The 14,650-nt window shown below is 42.9% G+C and carries 16 protein-coding genes; 6 read left to right on the top strand and 10 right to left on the bottom strand.

Annotated features, from left to right (window positions below):
- Positions 1-85 precede the first annotated feature (85 nt).
- The 3 genes from KEJ24_06480 (at position 86) to KEJ24_06490 (ending at position 3,892) form a co-directional block, all read left to right on the top strand.
- Positions 86-1,969, top strand: a complete 1,884-nt coding sequence (locus tag KEJ24_06480) for a DEAD/DEAH box helicase (GenBank protein MBS7647463.1) — start codon at positions 86-88, stop codon at positions 1,967-1,969.
- A gap of 476 nt (positions 1,970-2,445) precedes the next feature.
- A complete protein-coding gene (locus KEJ24_06485) occupies positions 2,446-3,177 on the top strand; it encodes an ABC transporter ATP-binding protein (protein ID MBS7647464.1) in 732 nt (243 codons plus the stop codon).
- Positions 3,170-3,892 carry an ABC transporter ATP-binding protein gene (locus KEJ24_06490; GenBank protein MBS7647465.1) on the top strand — a complete coding sequence of 241 codons (723 nt, stop codon included), beginning with the start codon at positions 3,170-3,172 and terminating at the stop codon, positions 3,890-3,892. Before KEJ24_06485 ends, KEJ24_06490 begins: the two co-directional genes overlap by 8 nt.
- A gap of 25 nt (positions 3,893-3,917) precedes the next feature.
- Here KEJ24_06490 and KEJ24_06495 read toward each other — a convergent pair whose 3' ends face one another.
- From KEJ24_06495 to KEJ24_06540, 10 genes are all read right to left on the bottom strand, one after another.
- Complete coding sequence (locus tag KEJ24_06495; GenBank protein ID MBS7647466.1) at positions 3,918-4,862, bottom strand: branched-chain amino acid ABC transporter permease; 945 nt, start codon at positions 4,860-4,862, stop codon at positions 3,918-3,920.
- A 4-nt stretch (positions 4,863-4,866) separates the two neighbouring features.
- The gene (locus tag KEJ24_06500) at positions 4,867-5,727 is read right to left on the bottom strand and encodes a branched-chain amino acid ABC transporter permease (protein ID MBS7647467.1); all 861 of its coding nucleotides are present in this window, start codon (positions 5,725-5,727) and stop codon (positions 4,867-4,869) included.
- A 270-nt stretch (positions 5,728-5,997) separates the two neighbouring features.
- Positions 5,998-7,278, bottom strand: a complete 1,281-nt coding sequence (locus KEJ24_06505; protein ID MBS7647468.1) for an ABC transporter substrate-binding protein — start codon at positions 7,276-7,278, stop codon at positions 5,998-6,000.
- A 132-nt stretch (positions 7,279-7,410) separates the two neighbouring features.
- Positions 7,411-8,310: an NAD(P)-dependent oxidoreductase gene (locus KEJ24_06510; GenBank protein MBS7647469.1), complete on the bottom strand. Its 900-nt coding sequence runs from the start codon at positions 8,308-8,310 to the stop codon at positions 7,411-7,413.
- Between the two features lie 175 nt (positions 8,311-8,485).
- Positions 8,486-9,259 (bottom strand): DUF2110 family protein, encoded by a 774-nt coding sequence (locus KEJ24_06515; GenBank protein MBS7647470.1) that lies wholly within the window; start codon positions 9,257-9,259, stop codon positions 8,486-8,488.
- Complete coding sequence (locus KEJ24_06520) at positions 9,256-9,786, bottom strand: TIGR00295 family protein (protein MBS7647471.1); 531 nt, start codon at positions 9,784-9,786, stop codon at positions 9,256-9,258. Before KEJ24_06520 ends, KEJ24_06515 begins: the two co-directional genes overlap by 4 nt.
- Positions 9,779-10,291 (bottom strand): transcription factor, encoded by a 513-nt coding sequence (locus KEJ24_06525; protein ID MBS7647472.1) that lies wholly within the window; start codon positions 10,289-10,291, stop codon positions 9,779-9,781. Before KEJ24_06525 ends, KEJ24_06520 begins: the two co-directional genes overlap by 8 nt.
- A 63-nt stretch (positions 10,292-10,354) precedes the next feature.
- Positions 10,355-10,933 (bottom strand): tRNA (cytidine(56)-2'-O)-methyltransferase, encoded by a 579-nt coding sequence (locus KEJ24_06530; protein ID MBS7647473.1) that lies wholly within the window; start codon positions 10,931-10,933, stop codon positions 10,355-10,357.
- Between the two features lies 1 nt (position 10,934).
- Positions 10,935-12,185: a GTPase HflX gene (gene hflX / locus KEJ24_06535; protein ID MBS7647474.1), complete on the bottom strand. Its 1,251-nt coding sequence runs from the start codon at positions 12,183-12,185 to the stop codon at positions 10,935-10,937.
- A gap of 14 nt (positions 12,186-12,199) precedes the next feature.
- Entirely contained in the window at positions 12,200-12,724 is a 525-nt protein-coding gene (locus tag KEJ24_06540; GenBank protein MBS7647475.1) for a TIGR00270 family protein, read from the bottom strand.
- A 48-nt stretch (positions 12,725-12,772) separates the two neighbouring features.
- On the opposite strand from KEJ24_06540, the gene KEJ24_06545 reads away from it, so the two are divergent.
- The 3 genes from KEJ24_06545 to KEJ24_06555 are packed head-to-tail and all read left to right on the top strand — an operon-like array spanning position 12,773 to position 14,626.
- The gene (locus KEJ24_06545; GenBank protein ID MBS7647476.1) at positions 12,773-13,291 is read left to right on the top strand and encodes a pseudouridine synthase; all 519 of its coding nucleotides are present in this window, start codon (positions 12,773-12,775) and stop codon (positions 13,289-13,291) included.
- A gap of 48 nt (positions 13,292-13,339) precedes the next feature.
- Positions 13,340-13,690 carry a nascent polypeptide-associated complex protein gene (locus KEJ24_06550; protein MBS7647477.1) on the top strand — a complete coding sequence of 117 codons (351 nt, stop codon included), beginning with the start codon at positions 13,340-13,342 and terminating at the stop codon, positions 13,688-13,690.
- Positions 13,691-13,708: 18 nt separating this feature from the next.
- Complete coding sequence (locus KEJ24_06555) at positions 13,709-14,626, top strand: carbohydrate kinase family protein (GenBank protein MBS7647478.1); 918 nt, start codon at positions 13,709-13,711, stop codon at positions 14,624-14,626.
- Positions 14,627-14,650 lie beyond the last annotated feature (24 nt).

Here is a 14,650-nt window from a genome sequence, read left to right on the forward strand (position 1 = left end):
CGGCAGAAATTCGTCTTCCGGTCTAAGGAAGAGTGGGAGAAAGCCAAAAAGGCCATTGAAAGCCTAGCAGCGGAGCTTTAAGGGTATGCTGGCTGAGAAACGCTATGTCTGGCACAACCTCTTGAAAGAAAAGGCAGTAGAGGATAGGCTATACCAAAACAGGATTCTAGAGAAAGCCCGCCAATACAATACGCTTGTTGTCTTGCCAACAGCCCTTGGAAAAACCGTCATAGCCCTATTGTTGGCAATTGAGAAGGCTGAAGAAGGTAAAATATTCTTTTTAGCGCCTACAAGGCCTCTGGTTCAGCAGCACCACCAAACCTTTCTGGACAAAACATGGTTTGACGAGAATGAGCTTGTCCTTGTTACAGGGCGTTATCCGCCAAACCATAGATCCGCCCTATACAGTAAGGCGAAGGTTGTTTTTGCAACCCCACAGTGTGTTTGGAACGATTTGAAAAGCGGTCTTTTGAGGCTTGATGATGTTTCGCTTATAGTTTTTGACGAGGCTCATAGGGCTAGGGGGAACTACGCCTATGTGGGCATAGCCACATACTACTTTAGGCAGTGCCGCAAACCCCTAGTTCTGGGTTTAACGGCCTCTCCAGGAGGAAGCGAAGAAAAAATAGCTGAAGTCTGCAGGAATCTTGGCATAACAGCCATAGAGCATCGAACAGACGAGGATAAGGACGTTAAGCCCTACATACAGCCCATAGAGGTTGAATGGCGACGTGTAAAGCCTCCAGAACAGTATTTAGCCGTTAGAGACAAGCTTAGGCAGATGCTTGTTGAACGCGTTAAGGGCCTACAAGCCTTAGGCGTTTTAACCGACAAGCAACCAGCCTTCATAACAAGGCGCGATTTAATTGAGTTTAACGATGAACTGCAACGTAGGCTTGGAGGAGGCGAAGGCGGATACCTATACCAGCTTAAAGTGGAGGCGACAGCAGCCCTAAGCATAGCCCACATGATAGAACTCATAGAATCGCAAGGCCCAGAAACCCTTGAAGCTTTCATTGAGAAAAGCCTAAAACGCATGGCCATGGAAGGAAGCAGGGGCCACAAATCAATCCTAAACGATCCACTCTTCATAGAAGCTAGGAAATCGCTTAGAAGCTGCACAGCAACGGAAAACCCAAAGGTGAAGGAGCTTGTCAAGGTTTTGGAGGCTCAGCTTCAAGCAAAGCCTGATTCTAGGCTTATCGTTTTTACGCAGTACCGCGATACGGTCAACGCTCTAATCAAGGCCCTAAACAACAATTCTAGGCTCAGGGTTGAACGTTTCGTCGGTCAAGGCGAACGGGAGGGCGACCCAGGAATGAGCCAAGAACAGCAGCGTGAAGTCCTTGAAAAGCTTAGAAGCGGAGAAACAAACGTTTTGGTGGCCACAAGCATAGCTGAGGAAGGCCTAGATATTCCGGAAGTGGACCACGTTGTTTTCTATGAGCCTGTTCCAAGCGAGATACGCTACATACAGCGCAGGGGCAGAACGGGAAGACGAGTAGCAGGAAAAGTAACAATACTTATCGCAGAGGACACAGTTGACGAGGCCTTCTACTGGTCAAGCATTTCAAGAGCCAGAAAAATGAAGCGGATAATAAGCCAACTAAACAGGAAGCTGCCAGAACTGCTAAAGGAGAAAGCCACGCCAACCATAACCCTAATGGACTACCAGCCCCAAACACGGCAAGCCCCAATAAACACCCAAACACTTCAAGCACAAGCAGAGGTGGCTATGCCCAAAAAAGAGCTCTGGAGACCAAAAACAATACAGACGAAAGGCCTAAGCCAAGCCATGAAATGGCTAATGGAAAACCTACCAAACCAAACAATCCCAATAGAAGAAGTCGTTAAACGGGCTTATGAAGAGGAAGGACTGGAAAAGGCGGCTGTAGAAACAGCCATATGGCGCCTAACACAACAAGGCCAAATATACCAGCCACAACCAGGAAAAATAAGAAAGCTGTGAAAAAAGGACTCACTTAATTTTTTAATTGCATACGGCCCGGCCCACTTTTTAATAGAATATAGCGTTACACTTACACCTATAATCTAGTTAGCTTAACTAAGTCAGAGTTGCTTTTCAAGCGTGAAGCGAAAGTGGACAAACGCGTTTTATCATCATAATTAGATTGATAGTGCTATCAGGCTGTAGGTTAAGAAAAGCAGTAACACCTTATAAGCATCATTTCGAGCCAGCTACTTATATTGTATTTCTGTCATATCTCGAGCTTGGAAAGTTGTTATAGCTTTAAGCCTAAAAAGATAGAGCGGACCTAATACGCTTAGAAGTTAAATCAACGTAACCTTAACATTTTTCTAATTTAATCCTTAAGCTCTATTAAGATCTAAATAAGCCGAAAAGTCTCTTTCAAAGGCTGAAAAGAGCTATAAACATTCATGCGCGTAACATTTATATTTCAGAAAACGAAGAAACATGGTCACATGAATCCTATAATTAAAGTTTCAAGTTTAACCAAAAGGTTCGGCGGGGTAACTGCTGTATCAAACTTCTCTTTTGAACTTATAAGGGGAGAGAAACTGGGTCTGATAGGCCCCAACGGAGCTGGAAAGACAACGTTATTCAACCTATTAACAGGAGCATATCGTCCAGACGCTGGAAAGATAGAGTTTGAGGGAATTAATATAGTTGGTTTACCCCCTCACAAGATATGTCGCCTGGGGTTGGTGAAGACTCATCAGACTCCTCAACATTTTTGGACTCTTACAGTGCGAGAAAATCTAATGGTACCATTGCTCTCAAGCCGAAACGTTAAGCATAGAGACGCTGAGGAGGAATGCTCAAAAATTCTTAAGCTCGTAGGCTTAGATTACCGTAAAAATGTGCCTGCAAACGCCCTCCTCCCAACAGAACTTAGAAGGCTTGAAGTAGCTAGAGCTTTAGCTACTAAACCTAAGGTTCTCCTGTTGGATGAGCCCTTTGCAGGAACTAGAGAGAAAGAAGCTGAAGAACTCATCCGCATTATAGATGAAATCCGCAAAATGGGAGTTACAATAATGCTCATTGAACATAGAGTTGGAGTTGTAGCTAAAATGATTGAAAGATTGATAGTTATGCATAAAGGTGAAAAACTGGCCGAGGGAACGCCGCAGGAAATATTGAAGTCTAAGGCGGTGGTCGAAGCTTACTTAGGCGGTGAGGCTGAACATGAGTAAGCTTTTAGAAGTTAATAATATCAGCGTCTCTTATCACAAAGGTTCACAAGTATTATGGGATGTATCCCTAGAAATTAATGACGGGGAGTGCATAGCCCTTGTAGGGGTTAACGGAGCTGGTAAGACTACGCTTATCAATACTATATGTGGCATCATTCACCCTCACAAAGGCACCATAACCTTTGAAGGCAAGAGAATAGATAACCTTGAACCTCACGCCATAGCAAGCTTAGGCCTGATTCAAGTGCCGGAAGGGGGTGGTCTTTTTTCAAAGTTAACAGTTAAGGAAAACCTTCTCATGGGTTGCTACTTGAAGGAAAAAAGAAAGAGGGCGGCACAGAAGCTTAAGGAGGTCTACAGCATTTTTCCATGGCTTAAGGATAGAGAAAACCAAGTTGCTGAGTCTCTTAGTGGAGGAGAGAGACAAATGCTTGCAATAGCCAGAGGGTTGATGGCGAACCCAAAACTTTTGATTATTGATGAAGTTTCTTTAGGCCTATCTCCACTTGCCATAAAAGAGGTTTACAGGAAAATTAAGGAGATCAAAAACTTGGGCATAACAACGCTAATAGTGGATGAAAACGCTAGGCGAGCTCTTTCAATTTGCGATAGGGCTTATGTAATTGAGTCAGGACGTATTGTTTTAAGTGGGAAGCCGACTGAGCTTCTCGAGAATAAAGAATTTGAAAAAGTTTACTTTGGGGTTGAGGGCTAGCTTACCTGCTAAGTTATATGGTCTTCTACTTTACAGTTTCAACCTTTTTAGATGCAGTTTTAGGTGTCGGCAACCTTAACTTTATTTTTGAAATTATCCCACCGGGGACGAGTAAAAGTATAATTATTATCAGAGCGCCGTAAACTATTTGGCTTAACCCTGGAAAGCGAGCAAGCACGTACTGATTTAACGTCGCTGTTAAGAAGCCTCCAATCAATGGGCCGCCGATAGTTCCCATGCCACCAATAACAGTTGCAGCAATTGGCAACAAAACCCACGTGAAAGTAAAGGCTGTTATAGGCCTAAGGTAGGAACCAAATAGATAAAATGTTCCTCCGATAAGTGCTGTCATGAAAGCCGATATTAGATAACAGTAAAGCTTAACTTGGAATACGTCCACACCACAGTCTTGTGCAGCACGCTCATTATCTCTTACTGCTATGAGCATAAGTCCAATTCTGCTTCTTTTGATGAGCCATACAATGGTGACCGACGCGATCAAGAGAATTAACGCCATGTAATATAGTGATACAGGCAAGACATTAGCAGCTATGTAAAAGCCTCTTCCTGCATAGGTATAGCTCCACTGGACAAACCATGAGTAGACAGCCAGTGCAAGTACAAGCGTCCCCATTCCCAAGTATAAACCTCTCATTTTGAAGATTAACGGTGAGACTACTAAAGCTAAGAGGGTTGTTGCAGCTCCAGCGATGAGTAAACTAGCCCAAACGGGTAGACCCCAAAATGTGATTGCTATTGCCATAATATAGGCTGCAAAGCCTATGAAGCCATGTGTACCAAGATTGATTATGCCTGTAAAACCTCCCTGCAAATTCCAGATTTCAGCAAGAGATGCATAGATAAAGCAAAAGAAGAGAAACGATGTCCAAACCGGAGGGAACGCTTGTGGTATAGCTACTAGCAGTGCTATAACAGCGATTAAGCAGCCTATACTAATCTTGTTAACCATAGTTCTACACCTTGTACCCAAATATTCCTTCAGGCCTTAATGCGAGCACAATTAAAATCACGATGTATCCTAAGAGGAGTTGGTATTGAACCCCCAAGTAATAGGCTGATAACACGTGAGATAACCCTATGATTAATCCTCCAGCCAATACACCTCTCATACTGCCCAAGCCTCCAAGCACTACAACACCAAAGGCTATAGTTAACCAGTCAAGGCTATTCGATGGAACAAAAGTAAAGGTTAAGCCCATGAGGACTCCCGCTAACCCAGTAGCGATTGTCCCTAGAGCGTAAGTATAAGCGTAGGTCTTCTTAGGGTTAACTCCTAGGAGTTGAGCATATACGTGGCCTACAGAAGTAGCCCTAATAGCCATTCCGGTGAACGTTTTCTTTAAGAAAAGGTAATAGATAATGATTGTGACTATGCTAATGAAGAAGTTTATCACGTAATTTATCGGTACTGTACGACCCAATATCGTTATGCCTTGTATAGCATATGGAGCAAACACCGTCAAAGACTTGGGATTTGCACTCCATATTAATATTGCCAAGTTCTCTACAATGACTGATACGCCTATGAGTAGTAATGAAACAACATTAGGATCTCCATATATCACTTTGTTTACTAACACTCGCTGTATTGCATATCCTATGATAAATACGATCGGAATTACAGGTATCATACCTATTAGTGGGTCAAGCCCTCTCTCTGCGAAAAGGAGACAGAGATAAGCCCCTAATATGGCTAATGCTCCATGCGCTATATTCATCGTCCCTCTTACACCTGCAAAAATTAATGAAAAACCTAAGCCCATAAGGGCGTATATACTACCTAAGAATATCCCCATTAATATAAGCTCAATCATGTAAGTCCTCCCTCCATTTAACTTTCAATTTATAAATGTGGAAATATGATACAAGACATGTAGAAAAAAGGGGTATGATCGTAGTTTGCCGTAAGCCCTTCTCCTCTAATAGTTCCAACAACTTCCAAGCCCGCGTCGACTAAGATATCACAAATAGCTACTTTAACTCCTTCTCGGGTGCATTTGAGCGCTGTCACCTTTCCGATACTTATTGCATCACCTGTAATCACTATCACCCTGTCCTTCAGCTTCACTGTATTCCCTCAAATGCTAAGGTGGAGGAATTACTATAGGCTCTACGGTGGGCACGGACGGTTCAGAAGACCACACTATCACCAGCGTGAGTTCACCAGTTGACGTTTTCTGTATTTGGCCTATTAGTGCAGGACCAGGTGAAGTATGGGTCACTGGGTCGTAATCAACTTTTCCAACACAAGTCATAGCAGTAACCTTTCCAATCGATTCGTTAATTTTCTCAGGATTCACCGAGCCCGCATCTTCAAGCACCTTTATTAGAAACTGCCAGGTGGATATCTGGCATGCTACACCGAATCCCATATGCAGCGTGGTGACTTTTGGATATGTCTCCCATATCCAGTCGGTGCCCGGAAATCCTGGTATAGGCCAACTCCAAAGCTCTGTCATCAAGCCCAGAGGTGTATCACCTGGACCTATTGCAAGTGCATCATCTAAGCTACCCATGAATCTTCCCCCAATAGCTACTTTAGGCTTATAGCCCATAGATATTGCCTGACGCCAGAAAGTACCAAAGTCTGTGGGAGCTGTGTTTATATGGAGTATCTCTACTTGGTTCTCCTTTAATGTTGTTATTATACCCGTAAAGTCCTTTGTTCCCGTGGGGAAGAAGCCAGGGAATACAATTTCGTAGCCCATAGCTTCATAAGCTGGTTTAGAGTTTTGATACCACCATTGGCCATCAGGGTTATCCTCAAGGAGATAGCCTACTTTTTTGCTTACACCCTGCTCGACGAACTTGTCGAACACCTCACCGTATCCCTTCATCATATCTGGTATGGAGAAGAAGGAGCCAACCCAGCTGTATTTCCAATACTCAGTCCTGCTCTTCCCTTCGCCTGTAAATATTTCAATCGGGTATTCACATATGTTAGGAATCCCGTACTTCTCGCAGACCGTGTGGTGGGGTATGTTCTGATCAGGTTGACCACCAGAGTGCACAAAGCAGACTCCATCCTCAGTTATTGCCTTCGTAACAAGCTCGATATTCTTGGTAACATCACTTTCACCATCGTAGACAACTAATTGAATGGGCAGTTTACGGCCGTAATCCTTTAAGTATACTCCTCCTTCATCGTTGATTTTGTCTACAAACGCTTTCACGATCGGATATTCATGTAACCCTTCCGTTGCTGCTATACCAACGAATTGGTGTATGTACCCTATTTTAATGGCTGATGGAATTGAGGGGCCGGCAAGTATTAAGTACCACACTGCTACTCCTGCCACTACAGCTACAACAATTATAATACCAATCACTATCGCCCATATTCTCGCTATAGCCCTACGATTCATAGCCATTCACCTTGGTAGGTTTCTAGGTTTGAACCTTTCCATATATAACTTTTTCCACAATGCGACAAGGTTTAATTCAAACTCACGTATACCTTCCCATTCTTAGTAGCTATTCAATTAGCTCCAAAATCCCTATCCATGAAAATCTAGTTTTTCAAGTTTAACTCCCGTTATTTGTTCGTAGATTCTAACGGTGGAAGCTATATCTTCAAAACCTCTTCCCTTTGCAGCTTGCAAAAACTGGTGGGCAAGAGCGACAAAAGGTGTAAATAATTGGTAATCTTTGGCCACATCTAGGAATAGGTTTACGTCCTTACCCATTAAGGCGAATCTTACTTTAAAGTCCCTTTTCAATATCCTTGGCAAAAGATTCCTCAAAACCCATGAATCCCCAGGGCTGTTAGATGCAAGTTTAAATAGTACTTCAGGCGATGCTCCTTGCCGCATTGCCCAAGTAAAGGCCTCAATAACACCGAAAAGATTAACAGCAGCCATCATATTATTTGCAAGCTTCACCACTTGTGCCATGCCTATGGGTCCTGCATAAAGAACATTATTATTGCTAACAACACTCAGAACCTGTTGAACATTCTTCAGGGTTTCACGGTCACCACTAACTATCAAAGTTAAGGCAGCCACTTGATCCTCAGAAGGGCCACGACTTACAGCCCCATCAACGTACTTAGCGTTTTTCTTCTCAACCTCTTTAGCAATTTTAATCGCAGCTTTAGGACCTATCGTGCTTAAATTTATGATTACACAATCCTTTTTAATTTCTTCCAAAACACCATCTTCTCCGAAAACAACTTCCTCTACTTGTATTGGTGCTGGCAAACAAAGAAAAATGATATCGGATTTCATGCCCACTTCTTTAGCAGAAGAAGTTGGTGAAGCACCCATCTTAATAATTTCATCTATGGCGTCTTGGTCTCGCCGGCGCCGATAAACTGAAACTGTATATCCTGCCTCAACTAACCTTTTCAATAAAATTTTACCGATATTACCTACGCCAATAACGCCTATGTTATTCATACAGGTTTCTCCTAGCACGCTTTGCTTTTTATGAATAATCTCGGCTAATTTTTAAACGTTATCTTAAGAAGCTATGAAACCAATCTTAAAATTGCCTACACAATTTAGCATTAGTTTCAATTGAGAGCGCTTTACATTGATGCGAGGGCGATGTTTTATCTTCGACTTGAGATCTTCATTTAATTACATTGATGTTTTTAAAGAATTCTAGCAGTGTTTTTGGCTTGAATGCCTCCAGCTTTGCGCCTTGCAGGTACTTGCCGATTTTTGGGATTAGTCCTACAGCGTCTGTTCCAAACTTGCATATTGCTGTGTGCTCGAACAAGCCTAAGGGTTCCATTGCTATGATATCGTTTTGGCATTTGGTGTTTCTTAAGGCTTTTTGGATTTCTAGTTGAGAGGCCCCTAAGACTATAAGCCTGTCTAGAAGAGATTTAATCCATTGCCTGTATGTTGCCAGCTGGGCTTCAGCTAATTCGGCTTCTATGTGGTTTTCGCTTAGACCTGTTATTTTAACTGTTATTGGCATGTTTTCTGAAAGGCCGTATAGTTCAGCTATTTTCTGGAGGGTGATTTTTCTCCCATCTGCAAGTTGGGCTTGCAAACGTTGAAGTGAAATGGTTGCGTTCAATGTTTTGGGAAAAACCACACCGATGTCTACGTGGATTTCGTCTCTACTCTTGCTTAAATTGGTTATGTAGCCTCTTACCGTTGAGAATTTTTTAAGATCTTTGATATCGGCTGGGCCTAGGCCGATTTCTCTCTCTATAAGGCTTAAGGCGGCTTTTTCATCTTCGCCTGAAAAACTTGCCCGGATTCGGCTATTTGCTGTAACCTCAACACTATCTATTTTAACCCTTAGACCTTTAAGCAGGGTCTTTAAATACTCTTCAACTTGAGTCATCTGTTTTTCGTTGTATATTTTTGAGGCAAGCAAAACCACGGTCATTTACAGTCTCCAATTAAGGCGGACATTTCCTTGTGAAGTCTTTTTATCCGTGCTATTGCTGGCGGCGGCAGCTCTCTTGAAAACTTTTGGATGGTTTCTTCTATTGGAACTCTTTTAGAACCTTCTATGAGCTTGTCTGCATACGCAACTATTTTTTCCTCAAGGGTTTGTGGAGTGTAAACGTCTCTTGGCCATCCGAGTTTTTTGGCTTCTTGAGCGGTTATCCCGCCGCCCACATGTCTCTTTATTATGGTAATTATTGGTTCAGGCAGGCCTAACGTTTTGGCGATTTGCGCTCCGATAACGGCGTGATGGACACTGTGGGTTTTGGCTCGTCCAATATCGTGGAGAAGGGCACCCATTTCCACAAGTTCCAGGTTAACGTTTACTCCTTTTTCAAGGCATTTCTTGGCTATTTCAACGGCCAAGTCTGCTACGGCTTCACAGTGTTTTATGACATTTTCTGGACAACCGCTTTCTCGCAAAAAGTTGATGGCTTGTTCTTTTGATGGGAACTTTTCACTCACCTAGCTCCTTCCTTAGCTGTTCAACTTTTTGTGTTAAGACTTTGATTATTTTCTCGTTGTCGTAATGCATTAGCGGTTTTCCACATGTTGGACATTTGAAGACTAATTCAACAGCTTCTTCGAAGGGTATTCGCTTGCATCCAGGAGTGTAGCAATAGTAGAAGTCGTGGTTTTTCTCGTATTCCAGTCGAATGTTGAGTTTCTCGAAGACTCTTCGTTTTTGGCTCAATATAAAGCCTTCAAGCTGGTCTGGTTGAAGCTTCCAGTGGAATATGAACCATCCTGTTTTTGGATCCCGCGTCCTTCTGAGACTTACAAGCGAATGGTCGTAAAGCTTGTAAAGGATTTTGCGCACGTTGTTGAGTTTAATTCCTGTTTTGTTGGCTATTTCGTCGTCTGTGATTTCACCTGAATTTTTCAGTATTTCGATTATTTTTACAGCTTCTTCTTCGCCTAGAGCTTCAGCAATCTTCATCAAAGTCGCATCGTCCAATGCTGATAACATAATGACCCTTTTTATCCATCTAAACATTAAACCTATTTTCGGTATATATTTGCAAATCTTAATTTAAATCTCTTTTCCGGCTTCAGATTCAAAGTTAACTATCTTAATCACTTTTTTGCCTCTCTGCTGGGGGATTATTACAAGCTTAGCATTTTTGAAAGATCTTGCAAGCTCTTTCCCCTCAAAAAACCTGTCCAAGAAAACGGCCAAGCTGGCGCATTCGGAATGAGGTTGGTTGCTTATGGCCACATTAAAGTCGGATACAGCTGGTGAAAAAAACTCTCCCGGAACCTTTTGGCTTCCAACAATAACTAGAATGTCTCTACCATGTGCTTTGATTCTTTGCATTACGTCGCTTGTTTCGATGTTTTCTCCATAAGCCGTAAGATGAACCACTATTCCTCCCCTAGCTTTCCATTCATTGACAACCTTTCGCCATGGAATACCCATTTCAAAATGGAAGGGGCCTCCCCAGTTTTTCACAACTTTTTCTATGGTTGCTTTTATCCTTTCGTCTTCTATGTCGGACAATATGAAACCTGAGGCACCCAAGGCTCTGGCTGTTAGGGCTACGTGGGTTGTTAGGCGAATATCTCTTTTGGGACGATGCCCCCACCTTAAAACGTAAATTTTCGGCTGTATTTCAATGTTGGAAGCTTTCGATTTTCCCTCCAAGTTCTTTGACACGACTTATCACCTTCTCGGCAAACCATGGAACAGCCTCAAAAATAACATAGGCTTCGTTGCCTGTATATTCTATTTTTTGAACATCTGCGCTATTGAAAAGCCATGAGATGAAAGACATAGCCTCGTTAGTTATTGGAAGTTTAAATGACACCCGCGCATAATTTTGTAAGATTTTAGTTATCTCCTCTTTTAACTGGTCAAGGTTAAACCCGTAAAGGGCGGACACCGGCACTGGTTTCGGCGCCTTACCTTTGAGCATCTCCATCTTTTGTTGAAGTTCTTCTTCAGGTATCAAATCGATCTTGTTGAGGGCTGTTATTATTGGGATGCCAGAAGCGCCTATACGGTCTATTGTTTCAAGACATACTGTGAGTTTTTTCTCAATGGTGGCCAGCGGCTCACCGACGTCTACAACCAGCAGTATTAAGTCGGAATAAATTGTTTCTTCCAGAGTTGAGTGGAAAGCCTCTATCAAGGTTATGGGCAAACGATCTATAAAACCAACAGTGTCTGTTAATAGAAACTTTTTCCTTGAAAACTTGACAAGCCTTGTGGTTGTGGAGAGAGTTGTGAAAAGAGCGTCATCCACAGGAACTTCCTCTTCAGTTAACACTGTAAACAACGAGCTTTTCCCTGCATTGGTATATCCGGCTAGAGAGATTGAGGGAAAACCAAGTTCAGTTCTTCTCTCACGGTGAAGCAAACGTTTTCTCCGGATTCTCTTAAGCTTTTCCATTATAGTTTGGATCTGCCTCTTAACAGTCTCATAGTAGACGTCTACCTCGTAAGCGCCAAGTCCCATGAAGCCAGGCTGCTCGCCCATCTTTGCCAATCTAACCTTTTCCTTTGCACGAGTTAATTCGTATTTTAGTCTAGCCAGTTGAATTTGCAGCTTCGCCTCAGTTGTTGAGGCTCTTCTTGCAAAAATTTCTAAGATGAGTTGAAAACGGTCTATTGCCTCCACACCGGTCTCTTTAGCTATGTTGTAGGCTTGAACCGGCCTTAAAATGTTGTCAAAGATTATTTTTTGGGCGCCTGTAGCTTTCACGAGTTCAGCGATTTCCCTAATTTTCCCATAACCAACTTGGTATCGCGGATCTGGGATCCTCACTTGTTCAATTTTGCCTACAACAGTGTAGCCGGCGGATTCAGCTAAGCTTTTAAGCTCGTCCAGAGTTGAGGGTTCATCGGGTTTGCGGCGTTGCACTATAACAGCTTTCGTTAGGCTTTTTCCTCCGTCTTTTCCTTGTTGAAACGTATTAAATCGCCGATAGTTAGTGAGGGGCTTGACTGTTTAGGCGCGGCTACGGTTTGAATTTTCTCTTCTGAAACTGGGACAAGGAGTTTTATCCTCAAAGCGTGTTCAAGTTTGGCTGCCAGCTTATCGTCTGGTTTAATTTTACGGGTTTCAACTTTTTTAAGAACAGAGACTTTCTCGTTTATCCTTTTGCCAAGCTCCTCATGGGTTAACCCCATTTTTTCCCTTGCCTGCCTAATCCTCACATCATAGTCGTCTATGAGTTCCAAAGAGGGTTCAACAGTAACCGCTGTTGAAGTCCTTGGCTTGTGAGGTGCTGGCGTGACCTTTATTTTCGGCTTTGTCTGGAGTGCTTGCGGCTGTTTCGGTTCTTCCATCAGGATCGTTCCATGTTTTGCACACTCGTTGCACACGGTTAGTTTTGCCCCTTCGATTAGGGCTTTGACTGGTTTACTGTGAATTTTTCTTCCACAAACCTCGCAACGCAAGGTGAAAGCGCTCCCTTTGTGAACCCTTTTAATATTTGACAGTCGGTTATGTTTATAGTTGTCGAATCACGCTTTGTAGGTCAACGGTGTCAAGGCTTGGAGAATCCGCTCAGACGCATCAGAAGCGTGGCAGACTACCAGTTTGGTAAAGGTGTAGGCGAAAAACTGTTTCCAGAAAACGTTGAAGTTAAATACTCAAAACGTACTGGCAGGGTACGCTACATTTACTTGAACGGGAAAAGGCTTGCCACCCTTCGTCCAATGGATGGACTTTTCTCATTAAGCATTGAAGGGGCAAAAAGAATAGTAGAAAACAATATTCCAGCCAAATGTATAGTCACAGTTAAAAATGATGTTTCAAAGGTTATAGCCGACGGCGACGACGTTTTCGCTGTGCATGTCGTAAAGGCTGATAGTGAGATCCGCCCAAAGGATGAAGTTATTGTTGTTAGCGAAAAGGGTGATGTTTTAGCGGTTGGAAGAGCTGTCTTATCCGGTTGGGAGATGACTGCCTTCAAAATTGGTGTTGCGGTTAAGGTTAGACACGGCTCTTCGGAAGAAAGTTAAGTATAAGAAGCTTGAAATAGTTTAGTAGCGTGGGGATGAAGGCTGTTGATGCGTAGACGGATAAGTCCACGTGAAGCCAAACGCATGATGCAACGAATGGGCTTAAGCATGGACGCCCTTCCAGACGTAGAGCATGTCATTATAAAAACAACTAACAAAGAGATAATCATTGAAAACCCGGAAGTCGCCGTGGTTGACATTCAGGGACAAAAAATGTTTCAAGTAGCTGGAGGAAAAATAACAGAGAAAACTGTTGAACGAAAACTGACGATACCGGAAGAAGACGTACGATTAGTGGCTGACCAAACCGGGAAAAGTCTGGAAGAGGCAAGAAAAGCCCTAGAAGAATGTGAAGGAGACTTAGCTAAAGCCATACTATTGCTTCAGTCTAAAATCTAGATTTGGCGCGAATGTTTAATGAACTTTGACATAACCATAGTTGGACATTTATGCATAGATTCCATAAGCCTGCCAAACAAGCAATCGCCTTACACGATTTTAGGCGGCTCCGCAGCTTACACGTCTCTTTCAGCCAAACGTCTAGGAGCAAACGTTTCCATAATTTCCAAGGTTGGCGGCGACTTCCCGAAGGCCTATTTATGGTGGTTAAGCCAAGAAGGCATCGACCTTACAGGTGTTCTCAGAATTGAAGGAGAGAAAACAACAAGGTTTGAATTAAAATATGACAGCAGCATGTCTAACCGCACTTTGAGGCTATTAAGCAAAGCTCCGGTAATCAAAGTTGAAGATTTGCCAAACCTTTTGGATACAAAGGTTGCTCACATAGCACCCATAGCTGATGAAATTCCATACGACGTGACCGAAAAAATGAAAAAGTCAACTGAAGTATTATCAATTGACCCCCAAGGTCTTGTCCGCGCCTTCGATGAAAACGGAACTGTTGTAAGTAAGCCATTAGAAGATAAACGTGTATTAGAACTTGTGAACATTTACAAGTCTTCAAAGGAAGAGATTGAAGCTATTACGGGAATGGCGGATTTACGCGCAGCCATAAGATCTATCCATGATTTTGGCGTTGAAACAGTTATAGTAACTATGGGGATTAAGGGTGCCGCAATATCTATCGACGGCACAGTTTATGAAATCCCAGTCTACACTCCTGACAAAATTGTAGATCCAACTGGGGCTGGAGACGCCTTTATAGGCGGTTTTTTGGCTGAATATGTTCAAGGCAAAGAAGTGTTATGGTGTGCATGCGTAGGTTCTGCTGCAGCCTCCGCGGTTGTTGAAGGGGTAGGCCCAACTCTTATCGGCAGTGGAAGCCAGATTCGCCAGAGAGCAGAGTTGCTTTACGAAAAAAGAATTAAGCACTAGATACATCATATTCCGGGTTGAAGC

It is taken from the genome of Candidatus Bathyarchaeota archaeon (genome assembly GCA_018396705.1).
Taxonomy (GTDB): Archaea; Thermoproteota; Bathyarchaeia; order Bathyarchaeales; family Bathycorpusculaceae; genus DRVP01.

Excerpts from the sequence above, each read along its gene's own strand:
- KEJ24_06480 (MBS7647463.1), top strand. The coding sequence starts at position 86 with ATGCTGGCTGAGAAACGCTATGTCTGGCACAACCTCTTGAAAGAAAAG.
- KEJ24_06485 (MBS7647464.1), top strand. The coding sequence starts at position 2,446 with ATGAATCCTATAATTAAAGTTTCAAGTTTAACCAAAAGGTTCGGCGGG.
- KEJ24_06490 (MBS7647465.1), top strand. The coding sequence starts at position 3,170 with ATGAGTAAGCTTTTAGAAGTTAATAATATCAGCGTCTCTTATCACAAA.
- KEJ24_06495 (MBS7647466.1), bottom strand. The coding sequence starts at position 4,862 with ATGGTTAACAAGATTAGTATAGGCTGCTTAATCGCTGTTATAGCACTG.
- KEJ24_06500 (MBS7647467.1), bottom strand. The coding sequence starts at position 5,727 with ATGATTGAGCTTATATTAATGGGGATATTCTTAGGTAGTATATACGCC.
- KEJ24_06505 (MBS7647468.1), bottom strand. The coding sequence starts at position 7,278 with ATGAATCGTAGGGCTATAGCGAGAATATGGGCGATAGTGATTGGTATT.
- KEJ24_06510 (MBS7647469.1), bottom strand. The coding sequence starts at position 8,310 with ATGAATAACATAGGCGTTATTGGCGTAGGTAATATCGGTAAAATTTTA.
- KEJ24_06515 (MBS7647470.1), bottom strand. The coding sequence starts at position 9,259 with ATGACCGTGGTTTTGCTTGCCTCAAAAATATACAACGAAAAACAGATG.
- KEJ24_06525 (MBS7647472.1), bottom strand. The coding sequence starts at position 10,291 with ATGTTATCAGCATTGGACGATGCGACTTTGATGAAGATTGCTGAAGCT.
- KEJ24_06545 (MBS7647476.1), top strand. The coding sequence starts at position 12,773 with ATGTTTATAGTTGTCGAATCACGCTTTGTAGGTCAACGGTGTCAAGGC.
- KEJ24_06550 (MBS7647477.1), top strand. The coding sequence starts at position 13,340 with ATGCGTAGACGGATAAGTCCACGTGAAGCCAAACGCATGATGCAACGA.
- KEJ24_06555 (MBS7647478.1), top strand. The coding sequence starts at position 13,709 with ATGAACTTTGACATAACCATAGTTGGACATTTATGCATAGATTCCATA.